The 19,596-nt window shown below is 70.9% G+C and carries 22 protein-coding genes; 7 read left to right on the top strand and 15 right to left on the bottom strand.

The window, feature by feature from the left end:
* Window positions 1–89 precede the first annotated feature (89 nt).
* On the top strand, window positions 90–806 hold the full coding sequence (locus AAG742_RS05520; protein WP_298710375.1) for a hypothetical protein: 717 nt from the start codon (window positions 90–92) through the stop codon (window positions 804–806).
* 44 nt (window positions 807–850) lie between these two features.
* On the opposite strand, the gene AAG742_RS05515 is transcribed toward AAG742_RS05520, so the two are convergent.
* Window positions 851–1,711 carry an SOS response-associated peptidase gene (locus AAG742_RS05515; RefSeq protein WP_298710377.1) on the bottom strand — a complete coding sequence of 287 codons (861 nt, stop codon included), beginning with the start codon at window positions 1,709–1,711 and terminating at the stop codon, window positions 851–853.
* A gap of 114 nt (window positions 1,712–1,825) precedes the next feature.
* On the opposite strand from AAG742_RS05515, the gene AAG742_RS05510 reads away from it, so the two are divergent.
* Genes AAG742_RS05510 through AAG742_RS05500 form a run of 3 tightly spaced genes read left to right on the top strand, consistent with a single transcriptional unit; the run spans window position 1,826 to window position 4,235 of the window.
* Window positions 1,826–2,920: an S-(hydroxymethyl)mycothiol dehydrogenase gene (locus tag AAG742_RS05510; RefSeq protein ID WP_298710380.1), complete on the top strand. Its 1,095-nt coding sequence runs from the start codon at window positions 1,826–1,828 to the stop codon at window positions 2,918–2,920.
* Entirely contained in the window at window positions 2,920–3,579 is a 660-nt protein-coding gene (locus tag AAG742_RS05505; RefSeq protein WP_298710381.1) for an MBL fold metallo-hydrolase, read from the top strand. Before AAG742_RS05510 ends, AAG742_RS05505 begins: the two co-directional genes overlap by 1 nt.
* Window positions 3,580–3,584: 5 nt before the next feature.
* Window positions 3,585–4,235, top strand: coding sequence for a uridine kinase (locus AAG742_RS05500; RefSeq protein ID WP_298710382.1), 651 nt, complete (start codon window positions 3,585–3,587; stop codon window positions 4,233–4,235).
* A gap of 73 nt (window positions 4,236–4,308) precedes the next feature.
* On the opposite strand, the gene AAG742_RS05495 is transcribed toward AAG742_RS05500, so the two are convergent.
* The 6 genes from AAG742_RS05495 to nrdF form a co-directional block, all read right to left on the bottom strand.
* A complete protein-coding gene (locus tag AAG742_RS05495; protein WP_298710383.1) occupies window positions 4,309–5,130 on the bottom strand; it encodes a lipoate--protein ligase family protein in 822 nt (273 codons plus the stop codon).
* Window positions 5,127–5,984 (bottom strand): thioesterase family protein, encoded by an 858-nt coding sequence (locus AAG742_RS05490; protein WP_298710384.1) that lies wholly within the window; start codon window positions 5,982–5,984, stop codon window positions 5,127–5,129. Before AAG742_RS05490 ends, AAG742_RS05495 begins: the two co-directional genes overlap by 4 nt.
* 101 nt (window positions 5,985–6,085) lie before the next feature.
* The gene (locus AAG742_RS05485; RefSeq protein WP_298710385.1) at window positions 6,086–6,763 is read right to left on the bottom strand and encodes a methionine ABC transporter permease; all 678 of its coding nucleotides are present in this window, start codon (window positions 6,761–6,763) and stop codon (window positions 6,086–6,088) included.
* Window positions 6,760–7,869, bottom strand: coding sequence for a methionine ABC transporter ATP-binding protein (locus AAG742_RS05480; protein WP_298710387.1), 1,110 nt, complete (start codon window positions 7,867–7,869; stop codon window positions 6,760–6,762). The genes AAG742_RS05485 and AAG742_RS05480 overlap by 4 nt, the downstream gene beginning before the upstream one ends.
* 4 nt (window positions 7,870–7,873) lie before the next feature.
* Window positions 7,874–8,788: a MetQ/NlpA family ABC transporter substrate-binding protein gene (locus tag AAG742_RS05475; protein WP_298710389.1), complete on the bottom strand. Its 915-nt coding sequence runs from the start codon at window positions 8,786–8,788 to the stop codon at window positions 7,874–7,876.
* A 496-nt stretch (window positions 8,789–9,284) separates the two neighbouring features.
* The gene (gene nrdF / locus AAG742_RS05470; RefSeq protein WP_298710391.1) at window positions 9,285–10,283 is read right to left on the bottom strand and encodes a class 1b ribonucleoside-diphosphate reductase subunit beta; all 999 of its coding nucleotides are present in this window, start codon (window positions 10,281–10,283) and stop codon (window positions 9,285–9,287) included.
* Window positions 10,284–10,550: 267 nt separating this feature from the next.
* On the opposite strand from nrdF, the gene AAG742_RS05465 reads away from it, so the two are divergent.
* On the top strand, window positions 10,551–11,021 hold the full coding sequence (locus tag AAG742_RS05465) for a DUF2087 domain-containing protein (RefSeq protein ID WP_298710393.1): 471 nt from the start codon (window positions 10,551–10,553) through the stop codon (window positions 11,019–11,021).
* A 46-nt stretch (window positions 11,022–11,067) separates the two neighbouring features.
* On the opposite strand, the gene nrdE is transcribed toward AAG742_RS05465, so the two are convergent.
* From nrdE to nrdH, 3 genes are read right to left on the bottom strand one after another with little or no spacing between them, the layout of a single operon-like run.
* Entirely contained in the window at window positions 11,068–13,236 is a 2,169-nt protein-coding gene (nrdE, locus tag AAG742_RS05460; RefSeq protein ID WP_298710395.1) for a class 1b ribonucleoside-diphosphate reductase subunit alpha, read from the bottom strand.
* Window positions 13,233–13,703: a class Ib ribonucleoside-diphosphate reductase assembly flavoprotein NrdI gene (nrdI, locus tag AAG742_RS05455; RefSeq protein ID WP_298710397.1), complete on the bottom strand. Its 471-nt coding sequence runs from the start codon at window positions 13,701–13,703 to the stop codon at window positions 13,233–13,235. The genes nrdE and nrdI overlap by 4 nt, the downstream gene beginning before the upstream one ends.
* 17 nt (window positions 13,704–13,720) lie before the next feature.
* Window positions 13,721–13,966, bottom strand: a complete 246-nt coding sequence (nrdH, locus tag AAG742_RS05450; protein ID WP_248116842.1) for a glutaredoxin-like protein NrdH — start codon at window positions 13,964–13,966, stop codon at window positions 13,721–13,723.
* 567 nt (window positions 13,967–14,533) lie between these two features.
* On the opposite strand from nrdH, the gene AAG742_RS05445 reads away from it, so the two are divergent.
* Complete coding sequence (locus tag AAG742_RS05445; RefSeq protein ID WP_298710401.1) at window positions 14,534–15,235, top strand: type 1 glutamine amidotransferase domain-containing protein; 702 nt, start codon at window positions 14,534–14,536, stop codon at window positions 15,233–15,235.
* Between the two features lie 252 nt (window positions 15,236–15,487).
* A complete protein-coding gene (locus tag AAG742_RS05440) occupies window positions 15,488–15,793 on the top strand; it encodes a GNAT family N-acetyltransferase (protein ID WP_298710403.1) in 306 nt (101 codons plus the stop codon).
* Between the two features lie 104 nt (window positions 15,794–15,897).
* Here the strand turns inward: AAG742_RS05440 and AAG742_RS05435 are convergent, their stop codons facing one another.
* The 5 genes from AAG742_RS05435 to AAG742_RS05415 all read right to left on the bottom strand — a co-directional run bounded on the left by AAG742_RS05435 (window position 15,898) and on the right by AAG742_RS05415 (window position 19,537).
* Window positions 15,898–16,851 carry a DUF305 domain-containing protein gene (locus AAG742_RS05435; RefSeq protein WP_298710404.1) on the bottom strand — a complete coding sequence of 318 codons (954 nt, stop codon included), beginning with the start codon at window positions 16,849–16,851 and terminating at the stop codon, window positions 15,898–15,900.
* 104 nt (window positions 16,852–16,955) lie between these two features.
* Window positions 16,956–17,837: a class F sortase gene (locus AAG742_RS05430; RefSeq protein ID WP_298710405.1), complete on the bottom strand. Its 882-nt coding sequence runs from the start codon at window positions 17,835–17,837 to the stop codon at window positions 16,956–16,958.
* A gap of 36 nt (window positions 17,838–17,873) precedes the next feature.
* Window positions 17,874–18,320 carry an Ig-like domain-containing protein gene (locus AAG742_RS05425; protein WP_298710406.1) on the bottom strand — a complete coding sequence of 149 codons (447 nt, stop codon included), beginning with the start codon at window positions 18,318–18,320 and terminating at the stop codon, window positions 17,874–17,876.
* 3 nt (window positions 18,321–18,323) lie between these two features.
* A complete protein-coding gene (locus tag AAG742_RS05420; protein ID WP_298710407.1) occupies window positions 18,324–18,527 on the bottom strand; it encodes a hypothetical protein in 204 nt (67 codons plus the stop codon).
* 92 nt (window positions 18,528–18,619) lie between these two features.
* Window positions 18,620–19,537: a LysR family transcriptional regulator gene (locus AAG742_RS05415; protein ID WP_298710408.1), complete on the bottom strand. Its 918-nt coding sequence runs from the start codon at window positions 19,535–19,537 to the stop codon at window positions 18,620–18,622.
* Window positions 19,538–19,596: the final 59 nt, after the last annotated feature.

The following is a 19,596-nucleotide window of genomic DNA, read 5'->3' as shown; positions in this document are numbered from 1 at the left end:
GTTCACCACGCGCAGGATCAGATGGGGATAAGGAACCCTCAAAGGTGGAGGCGAAGACCGTAGCACCCACCACCACGCGCACCGTCACAATGGCCGCATGCTACCCCGGACAGGCAGGCAATCCGGACCTGGGCACCTGCCAGGAGCAGAACGAGAAGTTCTGCCCCGAGGGGAGCGAGTGGGTCATGTCGAAGACCACGGATACCGCTGCACCCGACGGCCCGGTGGACTACGGCACCCCCATCTGCACGGGCACCGGCACCGGCCCGGCTCCCATCGGCGCCGCAGGCGACGCCGCTCCCCCGGTCACCATCGACGAAGTCCGCACCCTCCTGGTCCTGGAGCCGACGATCGAGTCGGACAACGCCGGCCGCGGCGTCCGCAACGCGGAGACCAACTTCTACACCCTCGCGCAGCCGGTCTTCCTGACCACGACCATCGCCGGCCAGGACATCGAACTCCGCGCCACGCCCGTCACCTTCCACTGGACCTACGGTGACGGCACCGGCACCGTGACCACCCACGACGGAGGCCACGCGCAGCCCGAGTTCAACGTGCCCACCCCCACGAGCCACGTCTACGAGGACACGGGGTCCTACACGGTCGGGCTGACCACGGTGTACGTCGGCGAGTACCGGGTGGCCGGCGGCGAGTGGCAGCTGATCCCCGGCACCATCACCCTGGACGCCGCCCCGGTCACCGCGGACATCTGGCGCACCGTCACGCGCAACGTCGCCGACGACTGCGGCGCCGACGCCTCCGCGTGGGGCTGCACCGGGCCCATCGACGCCCCGGACGGCGGCTGAAGGCCGCTCCTCGGCTCACCTCCGGGCGCCCCACCCGGCCCACCTCAGAGGAGTCGCTCCTGCACCTCGCCGGGCTCCTCGATCAGCTCCGGGCCGTTGTTCCGCACGTTCCCCACGGCCGAGCCCACCGGGCGCAGGCGCCACCCCGACGCCACGCCGTACGCCTGCGCGCACACCTCGTCCACGAGCAGTTCGGCCTCCTCTGCCGACCCGAGCTTCCCGGGCTCCAGCCAGCGGGCCATCGCCTCGGCTCCCAAGGGCACGGGCAGCCGGTCGTGCAGCTCCCCCAGCTCCGCCAGCAGCGGATCCTCCGCCTCCATGTTCGGCGCCGCCATCGTCAGGATCGACGTCGAGAGCACCCACGCGTCCTCTCCCGCGGCTTTCGCTTCCGGGTCCTGCCACCACTCGTAGAGCCCGGCGAACCAGATCACGGGCCCCTCGCCGTCACCGGCGCCGGCCGGGTGCACGTAGAAGGGCTGCTTCTCGGCGGCCTTCCCGTCGGCTCCCTTCGCCCCGGGCTCCGGCTTCTTCCACTCGTAGTACCCCTCCACCGGCACCGCGCAACGGCGCGAACGCACGGCCGCCCGGAACGTCGGCTTCTGTGCCACCGTCTCGGACCGGGCGTTGAACGCCCGCGACCCCACGGACAGCTCCTTCGCCCACGGCGGAACGAGTCCCCACCGCGCCACGTGCAGCTCGCGCCGCACCTCCCCGTCGGGCGCCTCGCCCCCGCCAGACGCCCCCGCGCCGTCCCCGTCCACCGCCCGCTCCAGCAGGATCGGCACGTCCGCCGTCGGGGCCACGTTCCAGTTGGGCCGCAGTTCGAGCGTCTCATCGGGCAGCATGCCGCCGCCTAGCCTGACGAGGTCACCGGCCGCCCGGGCCATCACATACCGTCCGCACATGCCCCCAGTGTGCCCCACCACAACGGGGTCGCCGCCGGTCCCCACCGGATGCCACCCCGGCCTCGCGTGTGGTGGGATGGACACCGAGCCACCCCCACTGCACAAGGAGTCAGCGTGCCACAGAAGGTCCGCGGCGTCGTCGCCATGGCGAAGGACGCCCCCGTCAGCATCGAGACCATCATCATCCCCGACCCGGGACCGGGAGAGGCCGTCGTCGACGTCAAGACGTGCGGCGTGTGCCACACGGACCTGCACTACGTGCAGGGCGGCATCGGCGACGAGTACCCGTACCTGCTCGGCCACGAGGCGACCGGCGTGGTCTCGGCGATCGGCGAGGGCGTCACCCACGTGGCCGTCGGCGACACCGTGATCCTCAACTGGCGCGCCGTGTGCGGCGAGTGCCGCGCGTGCAAGAAGGGCCAGCTCGAGTACTGCTTCGCCACGCACAACGCCGCCCAGAAGATGACCCTCGAGGACGGCACGGAGCTCTCCCCCGCCCTCGGCATCGGCGCCTTCGCCGACAAGACCCTCGTCCACTCCAAGCAGTGCACCACGGTGGACGGCGTGGACGGCGTCGAGGAGCAGGCCGCCGTGGGCCTGCTGGGCTGCGGCGTCATGGCCGGCATCGGCGCCGCCATGAACACCGGCGCGGTCAAGCGCGGCGAGTCCGTGGCCGTCATCGGCTGCGGCGGCGTGGGCGTCGCCTCGATCGCGGGCGCGAAGCTCGCCGGGGCCACCACGATCATCGCGGTGGACATCGACGACAAGAAGCTCGCCAAGGCCACCGAGCTGGGCGCCACCCACACGGTGAACTCCAAGGAGCAGGACCCGGTGGAAGCCATCCGCGCCGCGACGGGCGGCTTCGGCGCCGACGTCGTCATCGAGGCCGTGGGCCGCCCCGAGACCTACGAGCAGGCGTTCTACGCGCGCGACCTTGCCGGCCGCGTGGTGCTGGTGGGCGTGCCCACCCCGGACATGCAGCTCACCCTGCCGCTGCTCGAGATGTTCGGCCGCGGCGGCGCCCTGAAGTCCTCGTGGTACGGCGACTGCCTGCCCGAGCGCGACTTCCCCATGCTGGTGGAGCAGTACCGCCTGGGCCGCCTGCCCCTGGACGAGTTCGTCACCGAGACCGTCGCCCTCGACCAGGTCGACGAGGCCTTCGAGACCATGAAGTCCGGCGACGTCCTGCGCTCGGTGGTGGTGCTTTGATGGCCGCGCGCATCGACCACGCCGTCACCTCCGGCACGTTCTCCCTCGACGGCGAGACGCACCAGGTGGACAACAACGTGTGGGTCGTCGGCGGCGCGGAGGAGTGCGTCGTCATCGACCCGGCGCATGATGCCTCCGCCGTGTGGAGGAAGGTGGCCGGCCGCCAGGTGCTGGCCATCCTCCTCACCCACGGCCACGACGACCACATCCGCCAGGTCCAGGAGTTCCGCCAGATGGTGGACGCCCCCGTGCTGATGCACCCGGCCGACCGCATGCTGTGGGACGCCGTCTTCCCCGACGACGCCCCCGACGGCGACCTGACCGACGGCGACGTGATGCGTGTGGCCGGCGTCGAGCTGCGCGTGCTCCACACGCCCGGGCACTCCCCCGGCTCCGTGTGCCTCCACGCCCCGGACCTCGGCGAGCAGGACGACGACGGCACCCCCACCGGCGTGCTGTTCTCCGGCGACACGCTCTTCCAGGGCGGGCCCGGCGCCACGGGCCGTTCGTACTCGGACTTCGACACGATCATCGAATCGATCCGCGAGCGCCTGCTCACGCTGCCGGAGTCCACGGTGGTCCACACGGGCCACGGCGGCTCGACCCGCATCGGGGACGAGAAGCCGCACCTGCAGGAGTGGATCGAGCGGGGTCACTGAGCCCCGTGGACACCCTGACGGACGCCGCGCGCGTCGTCCTCCTCGGAGGTGCCTCCGGCTCGGGCAAGTCCTACCTCGCCCGGCGCTACGGGCGCCCCCACCTCCCGCTGGACGCGTTCTACTTCCAGCAGTCCGACGACGGCGGCGGCTCCGGCCCCGTCTTCCCGCGCACCCCCTACGGGGAGATCGACTGGGACCACCCCGGGACGTGGAACGAGCAGGCCGCGGTGGACGCCGTCGTCGAGCTCCTCGAGGAGGGCGTCACCCGCGTCCCCGACTACGACATCTCCACGTCCTCCGTGCTCGGGCACACCGCCGTCTCGCTGGAACCGGACGGAGTGATCGTGGCCGAGGGCATCTTCGCGGAGGAGATGCCCGCGGCGCTCACCCGCGCAGGCGTCCCGTTCGAGGCCTGGTACATCGACCAGTGGCGGGGGACGACGGCGGTGCGCCGGTTCGGCCGCGACGTCGCCGAACGGCGCAAGCCGGTCCCGTTCCTGGTGCAGCGGGGCTGGGCGCTGTACCGCACGGACGCCGAGCGCCGGGCGCATGCGCTCGCGGCCGGTTTCGCGCCGCGGTCAAAGGCACGGCTGAAGCGCGAACTCGCGGCGCTGGCCATGACGGGCGCAGTGGGCGGGGTGGGGGGCTCCGCGTGAGCAGCCGCCACGTCTCCACCGTGATCGCCGCCGACACCGCCCTCGTGGCGCGCCTCGCGGGCGTCGACGGCGCTCAGACGTCCACGACGCCGCGCCCCTGCCCCTGCGCCCACGCCGCGTACTCGTCACGCAGGGCGACCGTGAACGCCGGCACCGCGGCCCCGGGTCGCACGTCGTCCGCCCCGCCGACGGTCCGCGGGTCCATCTCGAGCCCGAGCGAGCGGTAGACGTCAGTGAGCACGGCGCGCAGCGGGGAGGCGTCGGCGACCACCACGTGGGTGGAGAACAGCCACGCCCCCTTGACCACGCGCTGCGCCGAGCCGGCCAGCTTCACCGGATGCCCGGGTGCCGGCCCCTGCACGGAGAATTCGCCCGGGCAGTACTCCCCCGGGATCTCCCCCACGGATGACTCGACCCCCATCCGCGCGAACGCCCGCACGAACAGGTCCGCGAACTCGGAGAACCGTGCCTGCTGGCGCACCCCGGCGTCCTCCTCGAGGGCGAGGTGGTCCACCACCACGCAGCCGTGGTGGTAGGCCGCCGCCCGTCCCCCGGCCCGGCGCGTCACTGGCGCGAAGCCATGGGCACGGCACGCGTCGACGGCGGACGCGTGCCCGGTCAGCCGGGTGTCGCGCTGGCCGAAGGCCACGGTGGGCTCCGGCACGTAGACCCGGATCAGGTCGGCCATCGGCGTGCCCGCCGCCGCGGCCGCCCGGAACTGGCCGAGCGCGTCCATGGCCCAGTCGAGGTCCTCGGTCGCGCCCAACGACTCACCCTGCACGAACCAGCGGACCCCCTGGGGCGCCGCGCCCTCCCCGGGCTGCTTCAGGCGACCACCGTCCGCGGCGTCCGACGCCTCGTCCCTCGATCCGTCCGTCGGTCCGGACCCGCTCACGCCTCTGGCCACGGGCGCACGGTCAGGGTCTGCTCGGCGTGGGCGAAGGGGCCGCCGTCGTCGTGGAGCACGGAGGAGGTGAGGCCCACGCCGTCCGGGCCCACGGTGACCTGGTTGGCGATGCCCAGCCAGGAGCCCGTCGGCTGGCGGTACAGGTGGATCTGCAGATCCACGTTCGGGAAGAACCAGCCGCCCGGCTTGGGCGGCAGCACCGGCGCGATGCCGTTCGCCGCGTCCGCCAGTCCGATCAGGCGCACGAGGTCCGAGGTGGTCTCCCCGTCCACCATCGCGACGTCCGAGGTCAGCCAGACGCGGCCGTGGCCGGGCTCGTGGCCGGGGGCCTCGAGTCCGTCGAGGCTCGCGATGAAGCCGCCGCCCCACCCGGACAGGGCTCCCTCGCCGGCGCACCCCTCGCGCGGGGTGAGCAGCTCGTCGGGGATGTTCAGGGCGGCGGACGTGTCCGTCGTCGTGAGCAGCCACGCGCGGCAGGTCAGGACGGCCCGCTCGCGGGCGGTGAGCACGGACTCCACGAGCTCGATCGTCTTTCCCGGGCGGATCACACGGGTCTCCACGTGCAGGTCGCCGGACCAGAGGGTGCCGAGGATCTCGAAGCTCAGGCGAGCGACCCGCAGGCCGTCCTTGCCGAACTCCGCCTGGATCTCATGGACGAGCAGCGCGGACACGGCCGCCATGTGCATCTCCTCGGGCCGCCACGCGCCCTGAGCGTGCACGGTGGAGCGGACGTCGGCGATGCGCACACCCTCCTCGGTGGTGCGGGGATCGGCGGTGCGGACGTAGTACGCGCGGGGCTCAGCGCCGGTCTCGGCGCCGCCGTCGTGGGCATCAGTGGTCATGCCCGGCAGTCTGCCAGAACGACGCCGGCCGGTCGCCTCCGTGGGGAGACGACCGGCCGGCGTCGAGTGGGGCGCGGCAGGACCGCGCGACGAGCCTCCGCTCAGCGGCGCATGACCCGGCGGGCGATCCCGTTGCCTGCCAGCTGCAGCGCCTGGACGAGCACGATGACGACCGCGACGGCGAGCCACGTGATCTCGGGGCGGAACCGGTTGTACCCCTCGACGATGGCGAAGTTGCCGATGCCGCCGCCACCGATGATGCCGGCCATGGCGGACATGTCCACGAGGGAGATGATCACGAACGTGAAGCCGAGGATCAGCGGGCCGAGGGCCTCGGGGAGCACCACGGTGCGGATGATCCGCATCCGGGAGGCGCCCATGGCCCGGGCCGCCTCGATCACGCCGGGGTCCAGCGAGACGAGGTTCTGCTCCACGATGCGGGCGATGCCGAACGTGGAGGCCCAGATCATGCAGAACACGACCGCCGTGTTGCCGATGCCGGTGCCGACCACCTGGATGGTGAGCGGCTGCAGGGCGGCGATGAGGATGACGAACGGGATCGGCCGGATGAGGTTGACCACGAAGTTCATCGCGGCGTAGGCCACCCGGTTGGCGTAGATGCCGCCCGGCCGCGTGGTGTACAGCACCATGCCGACGAGCATGCCGAGGATGCCGCCGAGCAGGAAGGCCCACCCCACCATGTAGAGGGTGTCGCCGATCGCGGAGAGCAGCTCGGGGCCGTAGTAGTCCCAGTCGAGGTTCTGGATGTCCTGGATCACGGGTGCTGCACCTCCTGCACGTCCCCGGCGCCCGCCAGGTCCGCGACGAACGCCTCGACGGCGGCCGGCTCACCCGTGAGCGCCACGGTGAGCAGGCCGTAGGCCGAGTCCTTGGTGGCGGACATGCCGCCGTGGACGATCTCGAATCCCACCCCGCGCTGTGCGGCGGTGCCGAGCACCCCGGACACGGCGGCGGCGTCCTTGAGGGACACCATCACCAGGCGGCCGGCGGTGCGCTCGCGGATGCGGGCGACCTCCTCCGCCGTGGGGCGGTCCTTCAGGGCGGTGGCCACGAAGGACGCGGCGTCGGCCGAGTGGGCCGGACGGGAGAAGAGGTCGTAGACCTTCCCCGACTCCACCACACGGCCGGTGTCCATCACGGCCACGCGGTCGGCGATCGAGCGGATGACCTCCATCTCGTGGGTGATGGCCACGATCGTCACGCCGAGCTCCTCGTTGACGCGCCGCAGCACGGTGAGGACCTCCTGGGTGGTGGAGGGGTCGAGGGCGCTCGTGGCCTCGTCGGCCAGGAGGATCTCCGGCTCGGCGGCGAGCGCGCGGGCGATGCCCACGCGCTGCTTCTGCCCGCCCGAGAGCTGCTCGGGGTAGTGCCGCGCCTTGTCGGCCAGCCCCACGAACTCGAGGAGCTCCGCGACGCGGGCCTTGCGGTCGCCCCGCGGCCACCCGGCCGTGGCGAGGGCGTACTCCACGTTCCCCGCCACGGTGCGGGAGGTGAGCAGGTTGAACTGCTGGAACACCATGCCGATCCGTGTGCGCAGGGGTCGCAGGCGCGCCTCGGAGAGGTGCGAGACCTGCTCGCCGAGCACGGTGACCGTGCCCGACGTCGGCTTCTCCAGCCCGTTGATCATGCGGATCAGGGTGGACTTGCCGGCTCCGGAGAACCCGATGACGCCGAAGACCTCACCGCGGCGGACGGACAGGGAGACGTCGTCCACCGCCGTGACCTCGCGGCCGCCGGTGGCGAACACGCGACTCACGTGGTCGAAGACGATGATGTCCTCCCCCGGGGCGCCCTGCGTGGCGCGCCTCGGGGTACCGGCGGCCGTGACGGCCGCCGGGTGCTCAGGGGTGTGCGAACCGGTCACCGGCTCAGGCACCCTGCTTCGCGATGGCATCCTGGTACTGCTTCAGGGTCTCGTCGATCTGCCCCTCGTCCAGCTTCACCGGCACCGAGGTGTCCGAGGAGAGCTTGGCGGACTCGGCGAGCACGCGCTCGTCGTGGTACAGGTCCGCGACGGTCTTGTAGGTCTCGTTCTCGCGGTCCGCGCGGCGCACCGCGAAGCCGTTGACGAAGGGCTTGGCAGAGTCGGCCTGCGGGTCGTCCTTGAACAGGGCGGTGGTCGTGTCGATGCCCGCGTCCGCGGAGAAGGTGTTGTTGATGATCGAGCCGGCCACCGACTCGAGCGCGTTGACGGTCTGCTGCGCCGCCACGGGCTGGACCTTCACGAGGGAGGCGGCCTCGTCGATGTCACGGACCTCGGGGCGGATCGTGTCGTTCTTGAGCTTCAGCAGGCCCGCTGCCACCAGGACGTTGATCGCGCGCGCCTGGTTGACGGTGTCGTTCGGGATCGCGACGGCGTCGCCCTTCTGGAACTCCTTGAGGTCCTTGTACTTCTTGGAGTAGAGCGGCAGCGGGATGATCTCCGTGGTGCCGATGAGGGTGAGGTCCTTGCCGGAGGCCTGGTTGTAGTCGGCCAGGTAGGCGATGTGCTGGAACCAGTTCATGTCCACGTCGCCGTTGTCCAGCGCGGGGTTGGGCTGCGTGTACTCGGTGAAGTTGCGGATCTCGACGTCGATGCCGTGCTCCTCCTTGGCGATCTTGGCCAGGAGGCGGTGGGTCTCGTTCTCCGAGACGACGCCGATGCGCACCTTCTTCGCGTCGCCCGAGCCCGAGGCGGAGGAGCCCTTGTTCTCGGACTGGGAGTTGCACGCGGTGAGAGCGAGGGCGCCGACGGCGGCCAGGGAGAGGCCGGCGAAGGAGCGGCGGGTGATGTTCTGCGTCATGGGGTTCTCCTCGATGAGGTGGCGCCCGCTGGGGGCGGTGGGACGGCTGTGGGCGCGGCAGGGCGGGCCAGAGGGGCCGGCGCGCGTGGCGCAGGAGGGGCGTGGCTCGCCCCGGGCCGATGGCCGGGGTTCCTTTCGACGATGCTCTTGCCCGTCCTCCAGCCACCGCACTGTGCCCCGTCGGGGGGCCTCCGTGCGGCGGAGGGGGGCCGCTTCTCGGTCCGATGCCACCCGTGAACATGGGGTTGGCGAGCGGCTCGTCGTGGGACCACGTGGTCCCGCCGGTGGGGCGGGGCCGAAAGCCGCTTCTCCTGAAGCTGACGCCGATCCTATCGCAGGATGGCCCGGCCTTTGCGGCAGGTGCTCACCTGATGTCGCAGAACGTCACGGACGGCCCACCGGAGACACAGACGACGCCGGCCGTCCGCCTCCGTGAAGGAGGCGGACGGCCGGCGTCGTGGGTCCGTGCGGAGAGACGCCGCGGGTCAGCGCGGGATCAGAAGTCCCAGTCCTCGTCCTCGGTGTTCTCGGCCTTGCCGATCACGTAGGAGGAGCCGGAGCCGGAGAAGAAGTCGTGGTTCTCGTCCGAGTTCGGGGAGAGCGCCGAGAGGATGGCCGGGTTCACGTTGGTGACCTCGGCCGGGAACATCGGCTCGTAGCCCAGGTTCATCAGGGCCTTGTTGGCGTTGTAGTTGAGGAACTTCTTCACGTCCTCGGCCAGGCCCACGGCGTCGTAGAGGTCGTGGGTGTACTCGACCTCGTTCTCGTACAGCTCGAAGAGCAGCTCGAAGGTGAAGTTCTTCAGCTCCTCGCGGCGCTCGGCGGGCAGCGCCTCGATGCCGCGCTGGTACTTGTAGCCGATGTAGTAGCCGTGCACGGCCTCGTCGCGGATGATCAGGCGGATCAGGTCCGCCGTGTTGGTCAGGCGCGCCCGGGAGGAGAGGTACATGGGCCAGTAGAAGCCCGAGTAGAAGAGGAAGGACTCCAGCAGGGTCGAGGCGATCTTCTTCTTGAACGGGTCCTCGCCGTCGTAGCGGTCGACGACGATCTGCGCCTTGCGCTGCAGGTTCTCGTTCTCGCGGGACCAGCGGAAGGCCTCGTCGATCTCCTTCGTGGAGGAGAGCGTGGAGAAGATCGAGGAGTAGGACTTCGCGTGCACGGACTCCATGAACGCGATGTTCGTCAGGACGGCCTCCTCGTGCTGCGTCAGCGCGTCCGGGATGAGGGACACGGCACCGACGGTGCCCTGGATGGTGTCCAGGAGGGTCAGGCCGGTGAACACGCGCATGGAGAGCAGGCGCTCGTCGTCGGTCAGGTGGGCCCAGGACTGGACGTCGTTGGACAGCGGCACCTTCTCCGGCAGCCAGAAGTTGTTGACGAGGCGGTTCCAGACCTCGACGTCCTTGTCGTCCTGGATCCGGTTCCAGTTGACGGCCTCGACGAGGTGGTGCTTCACGGAGGGTCCGTGGGCGTGCTGGTCCTGGGTCGCGGTCATGTCGCTTCACGTCCTTCTAGAGCAGAGATCGGCGGATTCACGCCGTTGTCGGGCACATCTGGGCTTGACGCCAGTGGCTCGTTCCGATGAGCTAGTCTAGCCGTGTCGGCTCTCTCCGGCCCTACCCGAGGACGGCGATGGCCGGTGACCTCCGCTACCTCCTCGGGAGCCCGGAGACGTCCCGGCGAATGACATGGCCGATCCGCCGTCACCCATGTCAATCCAGGATCGACCTCCCCGGCGGCCGCCACGACTACGCTCCCCCTCATGCACGACTCCCTTCGCCCCACCCGCTCGCTCGTCGCCATGCTGCGCAATCCGAGGATCCGCCGCGCCGTCGCGGCGCTGCTGTCCGGGACCGACGTCGCCGAGGAGCACCGCGGGCCGCTGAAGGCGGCTGCCGCCGTCGGCCTCGCCTCCCCCGACGACGACGGCGCGCCCGTGCTGCGCGAGGCCTTCCTCGCGGACGCGGTCGCCGCCCTGGACCGCAGTCTCGGCCCGCTGGCCGTGCTCGAAGGCGAGCGCATCGACGTCCCCGACCTCCCGCTCGACACGGTCGACGGCGCGGTGCGCGCCGTCGCCGAGCGCGTCCTCTCCCCCGGCGAGCGGATCGGCGAGGCGAGGCTCAACGACCGGCTCGCCCTGTTCGTCGACGACGCGGCGTTCTTCCGGCGGCACGCGTGCGACCTGGGCGTCCTGGCCCGCGAGGCGGACGGCTCGGCATACTGGCGGGCGTGAGCGGCCCGGCCGAGCCCCCGCCCTCCGGCGTGCACCCGTCCGTGGGTCAGAGCATGCAGGACACGCAGCCCTCGACCTCGGTGCCCTCCAGCGCGAGCTGGCGCAGACGGATGTAGTAGATCGTCTTGATGCCCTTCTTCCACGCGTAGATCTGCGCGCGGTTCAGGTCACGCGTGGAGGCGGTGTCCTTGAAGAACAGCGTCAACGAGAGGCCCTGGTCCACGTGCTGCGTGGCGGCGGCGTACGTGTCGATGATCTTCTCGTAGCCGATCTCGTACGCGTCCTCGTAGTACTCGAGGTTGTCGTTGGAGAGGAACGGTGCCGGGTAGTACACGCGCCCGAGCTTGCCCTCCTTGCGGATCTCGATCTTCGAGGCCACCGGGTGGATCGACGACGTCGAGTTGTTGATGTAGGAGATGGAGCCCGTGGGCGGAACCGCCTGCAGGTTGCGGTTGAAGATGCCGTGCTCCATGACGGAGGCCTTCAGCGCACGCCAGTCGTCCTGCGTGGGCAGCGTGATGCCGGCGTCGGCGAAGAGCTGTGCCACCCGGGCGGTGGCCGGCTTCCACTCGGTGTCCGTGTACGTGTCGAAGAACTCCCCGGAGGCGTACGTCGAGTCCTCGAACCCGCCGAACCGCTGGCCGGTCTCGATCGCGATCCGGTTGGAGGCCCGCAGGGCGTGGAAGAGCACCGAGTAGAAGTAGATGTTCGTGAAGTCGATGCCCTCCTCGGAGCCGTAGTGCACGCGCTCGCGGGCGAGGTAGCCGTGGAGGTTCATCTGCCCCAGGCCGATCGCGTGGGAGGCGGCGTTGCCCTTGGCGATGGACGGCACCGACTGGATGTCGCTCATCACGGACACGGCGGTCAGCGCGCGGATCGCCGTCTCCACGGAGAGCCCGAAGTCCGGGGAGTCCATGGTCTTGGCGATGTTCATGGAGCCCAGGTTGCAGGAGATGTCCTGGCCGATGTGCTCGTAGGTGAGGTCCTCGTTGTACTCGGAGGCCTCGGAGACCTGGAGGATCTCGGAGCACAGGTTGGACATCGTGATGCGGCCCTTGATGGGGTTCGCGCGGTTCACGGTGTCCTCGAACACCACGTACGGGTAGCCCGACTCGAACTGGATCTCCGCGATCGTCTGGAAGAACTCGCGCGCGTTGATCTTGGTCTTCTTGATGCGGGCGTCGTCGACCATCTCGTCGTACTTCTCCGTCACGGAGATCTCGGAGAAGGGAACACCGTAGACGCGCTCGACGTCGTACGGCGAGAACAGGTACATGTCCTCGTTGCGCTTGGCCAGCTCGAACGTGATGTCCGGGATCACGACGCCGAGCGAGAGGGTCTTGATGCGGATCTTCTCGTCCGCGTTCTCGCGCTTGGTGTCCAGGAAGCGGTGGATGTCCGGGTGGTGCGCGTGCAGGTACACGGCGCCGGCGCCCTGGCGCGCGCCGAGCTGGTTCGCGTAGGAGAAGGAGTCCTCGAGGAGCTTCATCACGGGGATGACGCCGGAGGACTGGTTCTCGATCTGCTTGATGGGCGCGCCGTGCTCGCGGATGTTGGTCAGCGAGAGGGCCACGCCGCCGCCGCGCTTGGACAGCTGCAGGGCGGAGTTGATGCCGCGGGCGATCGACTCCATGTTGTCCTCGATGCGCAGCAGGAAGCAGGAGACGAGCTCGCCGCGCTGCTTCTTGCCCGCGTTCAGAAACGTGGGGGTGGCCGGCTGGAAGCGGCCGGAGATCATCTCGTCCACGAGGTGGGTGGCCAGCTCCTGGTCGCCGCGCGCCAGGTGGAGGGCGACGACGGACACCCGGTCCTCGTAGCGCTCCAGGTAGCGCTTGCCGTCGAAGGTCTTCAGCGCGTACGAGGTGTAGAACTTGAACGCGCCGAGGAAGGTCGGGAAGCGGAACTTCGCCTTGTAGGCGCGGCCGAAGAGGTCCTTGACGAACTCGAACGGGTACTGCTCGAAGGTCTCGGTCTCGTAGTAGTCGTTCTTCTGCAGGTACTCGAGCTTCTCCTCGAGGTCGTGGAAGAACACCGTGTTGGTGTTCACGTGCTGCAGGAAGTACTGGCGCGCGGCGGCGTGGTCGGCCTCGAACTGGATGCGCCCGTCCGCCCCGTACAAGTTCAGCATGGCGTTCAGCTCGTGATAGCCGAGGTTCTGCCACTCGGGGGGCATGGTCTTGGCCTGCTGGATCAGGTCCTGTTCGGTGACGGTCATGGCTGGAGTCCTTTCAGGCCCTCCCGGACGGCGGTGACGTCGTCGGGGGTGCCCATGAGTTCGAACTTGTACATCAGGGGGACCTGGCACTTGCGGGCGATGATGTAGCCCGCGAGGCAGTACCCCTCGTGGAAGTTGGTGTTCCCGGAGGCGACCACCCCGCGCAGGAGCGCTCGGTTGCCCGGGACGTTCAGGAATTTGATCACCTGCTTGGGCACCGCGCCGTCGCCGTCTCCCCCGCCGTAGGTGGGGGTGAGCAGGACGAACGGCGCGGTGGCCCCCAGGGTGGGCTCCGGGGTCCGGAGGGGAAGTCGTGCCGCTCGGCCGGTGGGAAGGTCCAGCTTGCGCACGAAGCGGTGCGTGTACTCGGACGTCGACGAGAAGTAGATCAGCTGCGCGTCCGTGGGGGTGAGGCCCTGCGCCTGTGCGGACCGGATGTGGGTCTGGTCCGCAGGGGTGGGGCTCATGGCGCGGTCTGTGGGGATCAGGCCACCGAGGCGGCCACGGAGGTGGCCAGCTCGTCGATCTTGTCCGGGCGGAAGCCGGACCAGGAGTCGGTCTCCGTCATCACGACGGGGGCCTGCATGAAGCCGGCGGCGCGCACGCGCTCGAGGGCGGCCGGGTCCTGGGACATGTCCACGACCTCGTAGGCGATGCCCTTCTTGTCCAGCGCACGGTAGGTGGCGTTGCACTGCACGCAGGCGGGCTTGGTGTACACGGTGACGGTCATGCGGCTTCCCTGTTCCTTCGATCCTCGTGGGCCCGTGAGGGGCCCGAAATGACGTCTCCCGGGCGAACGGGAGGTGTTCTGTCCGGTCCCGATCGATACTACATCTAGTGATGTCGGAGCCCGTGCATCCCTAGATGTAGTAGTGACACGGATGTAATTCCACGGGTGGGACTGTCCCCAGAGCTGTCCACAGCGGGCGCCCGGCGGCGATCCGCGCGGGCATGCGGGACACGCCGAGAGGCTGTGCGAGATGTCCACAGGCGGTGGGTTCAGCGGCCCGGGAAACGCACAGCCCGAAGGTCTGGTCCACCACATCCGGGCCCGGCGTGTCGGGGGTCCGGAGGGCACAAGATGTGGGCGGGGTCGGAGAGAGGCGGTGCGGACGGACATCTCCGCGCCCCCCAAGGGGGCTGGTGCCTGAGCGGGCCGGTGCGGCCTCGGATCGGGCTCGACGGGGACGCGGCCTGCCGGAACCTCAGACCCCGGCAGCGCGGTCAGGACCTGCCTCCCCGCCCCGCGGAGCACCTACGGTGGACGCACTGACCTCACGACCCGAAAGGGACAGCCATGCCCTCCGTGCTCTTCGTCCTCTCCGCCTCCGACCACTGGACCCTGAAGGACGGCACCCGCCACGACACCGGCTTCTGGGCCGAGGAGTTCGTGGCTCCCCACGACGTCTTCGCGGAGGCCGGGTGGGACATCACCCTGGCCACCCCCGGAGGCGTCACCCCCACCGTGGACAGGACCAGCCTCGGCGTGATGGGCGGACTGCCCTGGAAGACCGCGCAGCTGAAGAAGGACCTCGAGCGCCTCGCGCCCGTCCTGGAGCACCCGCGGGCACTCGCGGACGTGGACGAGGCGGCGTACGACGTCGTCTTCTACCCGGGCGGCCACGGCCCCCTCGAAGACCTCGCGAAGGACCCGGTGTCCGGGGAGCTGCTCCGGGCACGCATGGCCGCCGGCCGCACGACCGCGTTGCTGTGCCACTCCCCCGCCGCCATGCTCGCCGCCCCCGGTGAGGGGGCGGACTGGCCGTTCCACGGCTACGCCATGACCGGCTTCTCCAACGCCGAGGAGAAGAACGCCGGCCTCGCGGACAAGGCCCCGTGGCTGCTCCAGGACGAGCTGGAGCGCCGCGGCGCCGACGTCTCCACGACGACCATCCCCTACCGCCCCCACGTGGTGGTGGACCGCAACCTCTACACGGGGCAGAACCCCCAGTCCTCGGAGCCCCTCGCCGAGCGGATCCTCGCGGACCTGACCCGCTGACGGCCCGCCCGGCTCACCCCGGCCGCCGTCGTGCTGTGAGGGTGCGCCGGCACCGGCCAGCCACCCCACGGCGGCGTCGCCGGTCTGCACTTTCACCGGCGTGGCGTGGGCACCCGGTCGACGGTCTCGGCCTGGCGGTCATCATCGACCCCGCGGGCGTATGGATCGCCAGGCCTGGGGCTGCATGCCCTGCCACTCACCCATGAATCCCGGCATGGAATACGCCTCGTGGAGCGGCGTGTTGCACGGACCATGACCACCTCCCCCACCATCACCCGCGACGACGACGCCTCCCGCTACGAGCTGCATGACGGCACCACGCTCCTGGCGGTCCTCGACTACCGCGACAACGGCACGGACGTCGCCCTCACCCGTGCGTTCACGGTCCCCACCTTCCGCGGCCAGGGCCACGCGGCCACGCTCACCGCAGGCGCTGTGGCCGACATCGCCGAGCGCGGGGGCGCCGCAGGCGGCCGACGCGTCGTGCCGCTGTGCTGGTACGTGGCGCAGTGGTTCGATGAGCACCCCGAGCAGTCCCACCTGCTCGCGCCGCGCTGACCTACACCCTTCACCGCGCCGCGCGAACCGCGCACGCCCGGCAGCGGCGATGTGGTCGTCGACCGGGAAGGAAAGGTGCCCCGCCACTGGGGCGGGGCGCGCGGTCAGCCGTCCGTGGCCGACGGGGACGGCGACGGGCCGGGCGTGGGCCGGGCGGTGTCTGCGGGGCTGGGCGTGGGGGACGGCGACGGCTTGGTCCGGGCGTAGGCGGACTGCTCCGCCTGGATGGACTGCAGCAGCGAGGGCGTGCGGTCCACGTTCCCTCCGTCGGCGCCGCCCCCCTCGATCTTGATGGGACCGGTGAATCCGGACGGGCGCGCGGTGGGCGTGCCGTCCGCGCCGATGGCGCCCTTCTGGGCGAGGAGCTCCACCAGGCGCTGCATGGCCGTCCGGTTCTGGTCCAGGATGCCCTGGGCCGCCTTCTTGCCCGAGTCATCCGTTCCGGACTGCAGCTCGTTGCCCGCGACCGTCACGGCCCCCTGGAGCAGGCGGTGCAGCTGAAGGAGGTAGGTGCGGTCCGCGTCCTCTCCCCCGACGCTCTCCAGTGCAGCCCTGTCCGAGGCGGTCAGCAGGCCGGCCCGCATGTCCGCGGTGTCCTGAGCGGACAGCTGCGCCTCCTCCTCCCCCGGGGACAGGGTCGAGGACTCCTCGGCGGACGGCTCCGGCTCCTCCTCGGGCACGGCCGCGCCCCAGCCCTCGAGCAGGCGGCTCAGCTCATCGATGCGCGCGGCGTGCTGGTCCCGCACTCCCTCGGCGATGTCACGCACCTCCTGGTCCACGTCCTCCTTGGCGAGGTAGGCCTCGGACAACCGGACCGCCTGGCGGTGGTTGCGCACCGTCATGGTGGCGAAGTCGATGTCCCCCTGCAGGGGGTTCAGGCTCGTGTGGGTGGGCGTGGAGAGCACGCCGTCGAGGTAGGTGTTGGCCGAGCCGGACGCGGCGGGCACCTCCTCGCTCGCCGTGCAGCCGGCCAGCGCCACGGCCAGGCCGGCGCCGGCGACCGCCGCGGTCCAGCGCCGCCGTCGTGCGGGGGCGGAGGCGTGGGGGGCACGGTGCATGGCTGGCGGTCCTCTCGGCGGGCGGCGCCCGCAGGAGTCACGGGCGTTCCGGCGCGGTGGAGCCCGCTCCGGCCCTCACAGGGTACCCCCGCAGATCCCGGCTCTCACGCGACCCGGTCCGCCTGCACCACCCAGTTGTTCAGCGAGTATCCGGTCATCCCGGACCCCTCCACCAGCTCGCATGTGATCAGCGTGACCGCGTTCCCGGGCACGTCCAGCTTCCACGCCCACGCCCATTCCTCGTCCTGGGTGAAGGCCGTCTTGTCCGCGGAGACCGCGTCGTCCTGGATGCGGAAGGCCGCCTGGGTGCCGTCGTCGTAGGAGATCACGACGGCGTCTCCCGCGCGCGCCTCCTGGAGCCGGTAGAAGACGTCCTTGGAGCCGGAGTGGATGATGTGGCCGGCGAGCACGCCGGGGTAGCCCGACCGCTCGCCCGGCGTCGTGGACCACTGCGGGGGCCCGTACCAGCCGACGGTCTGCGGAGTGGGGTTGATCTCGCCGTCGTCCCGCATCTGGGTGAGCTCGATCGAGGCGCCCACGATCTGCTCGGCGCTGCGATCCGGCCCGCGGTACACCGCCACGTGCACGGGGGCGGCGGCGATGTCCTCCCAGGGGGCGGCGGGACCGGTCAGCAGCCCCGACGCGGAGGCCGTGGAGGAGGACGGGGCCTCATTCGGGGTCGGTGTGGCCGGGGCGGTCGTGGGGGCCGGGGCGCTCGTGGCGGCCGGGGCGCTGGACGCCGGGGCGCTCGACGACGTCGTGACGGACGCCGACGATGCCGTGGCAGAGGCGGACGACGATCGTTCGGTCGGCGTCGGGCCGGCCGAGGCGGTGTCGCTCGACGAGGCCGAGGGGGATGCGGCACTCGGCGGAGCGCTGATCGGGGTGTCGCCGAGGGCCAGGCCCCCGCGCACCGCGAACCAGACGGCCGCGATGCAGGCCAGCAGCAGGACGGCCCAGAGGCCCCGCTTGACGTTCGTGCTCATCGACCGCTCCCTCATGCGTGGTGGTGTCGGCGTCGATCATGTCAGGCCCGGGCCACCGACGCCGCGTCCCGCCGGCAGCGCCACGACACCGTGACGCGACCCGCCGAGCAGGGAACGCGCGGCGTCGCCCGTCTCCACCCTCTCGGGGACGGTGTGACCGTCGCCCTCGACGGCCGGCTCGGCAGGCTGAGCCGGCTCGGCCGGATCGGCAGGCTCGATCGGGGTCGGCGTGGACTCACCGGGGAGGTCCAGCACGTCCACCGTGAACTCGACCGTGCGGGTGACGTCGCCGGAGGTCATCTGCACGGTGAAGGTGTCGCGTCCCAGGAAGTCCTCGTCCGGGGTGTAGCCGTCGCTGGACGCGCCGATCACGACGGTGCCGTGCTCCGGCCTCTTGATGAGCGTCGCGTCGATCGCGACCGGCACACCCGCGTCATCGACGGTCAGCGGCTCCTCCACCGTGGCGTTCTGGTCGGTGGTCACGGATCAGGTGCCCACGGTCGCCCACGCCTCGAAGGGGATGAGCTCCTCCGCCTCGATGTCGGTGAAGTTGCCCTCGTCGTCGAACGCACCCCCGAAGGCCAGCTGGCCGTCGCCGTAGACGGAGAGCTCGAACCCGGCGGTCAGCTCGTCGCCCAGGGCCTCCGCGAGGGTCTCCGCCGTGAGGACGCCGGTGTCGGTGACCTTCATGGGTCCCCTCCGGAGGCTGGTGATGTGCACGACATGGAGGCTGCGGTGCATCGGACGCGTCTGGGCCCCGTTCCGCGAGGTGGGACACACGCTCACCTGATGCTCGACGGTGCGAGATGCGGGCCAGGGGCGGGCCGGTCCGGATACCGCGAGCGCGCGAACGAGCGCAGTCGGCCGGCCAGGTCTTCGAGGGTCTCGGCCGAGTAGTGGTCCCGCTGCCACGCGGCGTGCAGTCGAACGAGGAGGTCGCGTCCCTGGGCCACCACCCGCAGGGGCACGAGGTCGAACGCCGGGTCGTCGGTCACCACCGCCACCCCGCTGCCCGTGGCCACGAGTGCCTGCGCGACGCGGCCCGAGTTCGCCTCGGTCAGGTCCGGTGCCGTGAGGCCTGCGACGTCGAGGGCGCCGTCGAGCACCCGCCGGGACATGAAGCTGCGCGAGGGCGCCACGAGCGGCTCCGCGGCCAGCTCCTCGAGGGCGACGGACCGCCGCGCGGCCCACGGGTGGCCGGGCGCCACGTACGCCCACAGGGGCAGGTCGACCAGGGCCGTCGAGGCGATCGTGGGCCGCGGGCTCGAGGGCATCACGACGAGGTCGTGGTTCATCACCGCCTCCTCCAGGAACACGTCGAGAGGCGTCTCGGCCACCTTCGCCCGCGGCTGACCCGCCCCGAGGGTGGCCACGAGCGGGATGACGACGTCGATCAGCGTGGTGCCGGGCGCGGCGATGCGCACGTCCATGAGGCGCCCGGCGGCGATGGTCCGCGCGGCCTGCTCGGCAGCCGCGTGCTCGGCGAGGACGCGCCGGGCGACGGGGAGGAACGCCTCTCCCGCGGGAGTGAGGACGATCCCCGTGCCGGCACGGGCCACGACGTCCAGGCGCACCTCGCGCTGGAGACGCTGCAGCTGACGGCTCACGGCGGACTGCACCAGGCCCCTCCGCTCGGCGGCAGCGGTCACCGTGCCGGACTCAGCGACGGCGACGAAGGTGGCGAGGAGGCGGGCGTCCATGACAGATGAGCATAGAGTTCATCCCCGCTGCTCATTGGACGACATGCCTGGGTGCGCCG

The sequence above is a fragment of the Micrococcus sp. 2A genome, from assembly GCF_039519235.1.
GTDB lineage: Bacteria > Actinomycetota > Actinomycetes > Actinomycetales > Micrococcaceae > Micrococcus.
Note: the sequence above shows the minus strand (reverse complement) of the source record. Positions and strands in the feature narration are given on the sequence as shown.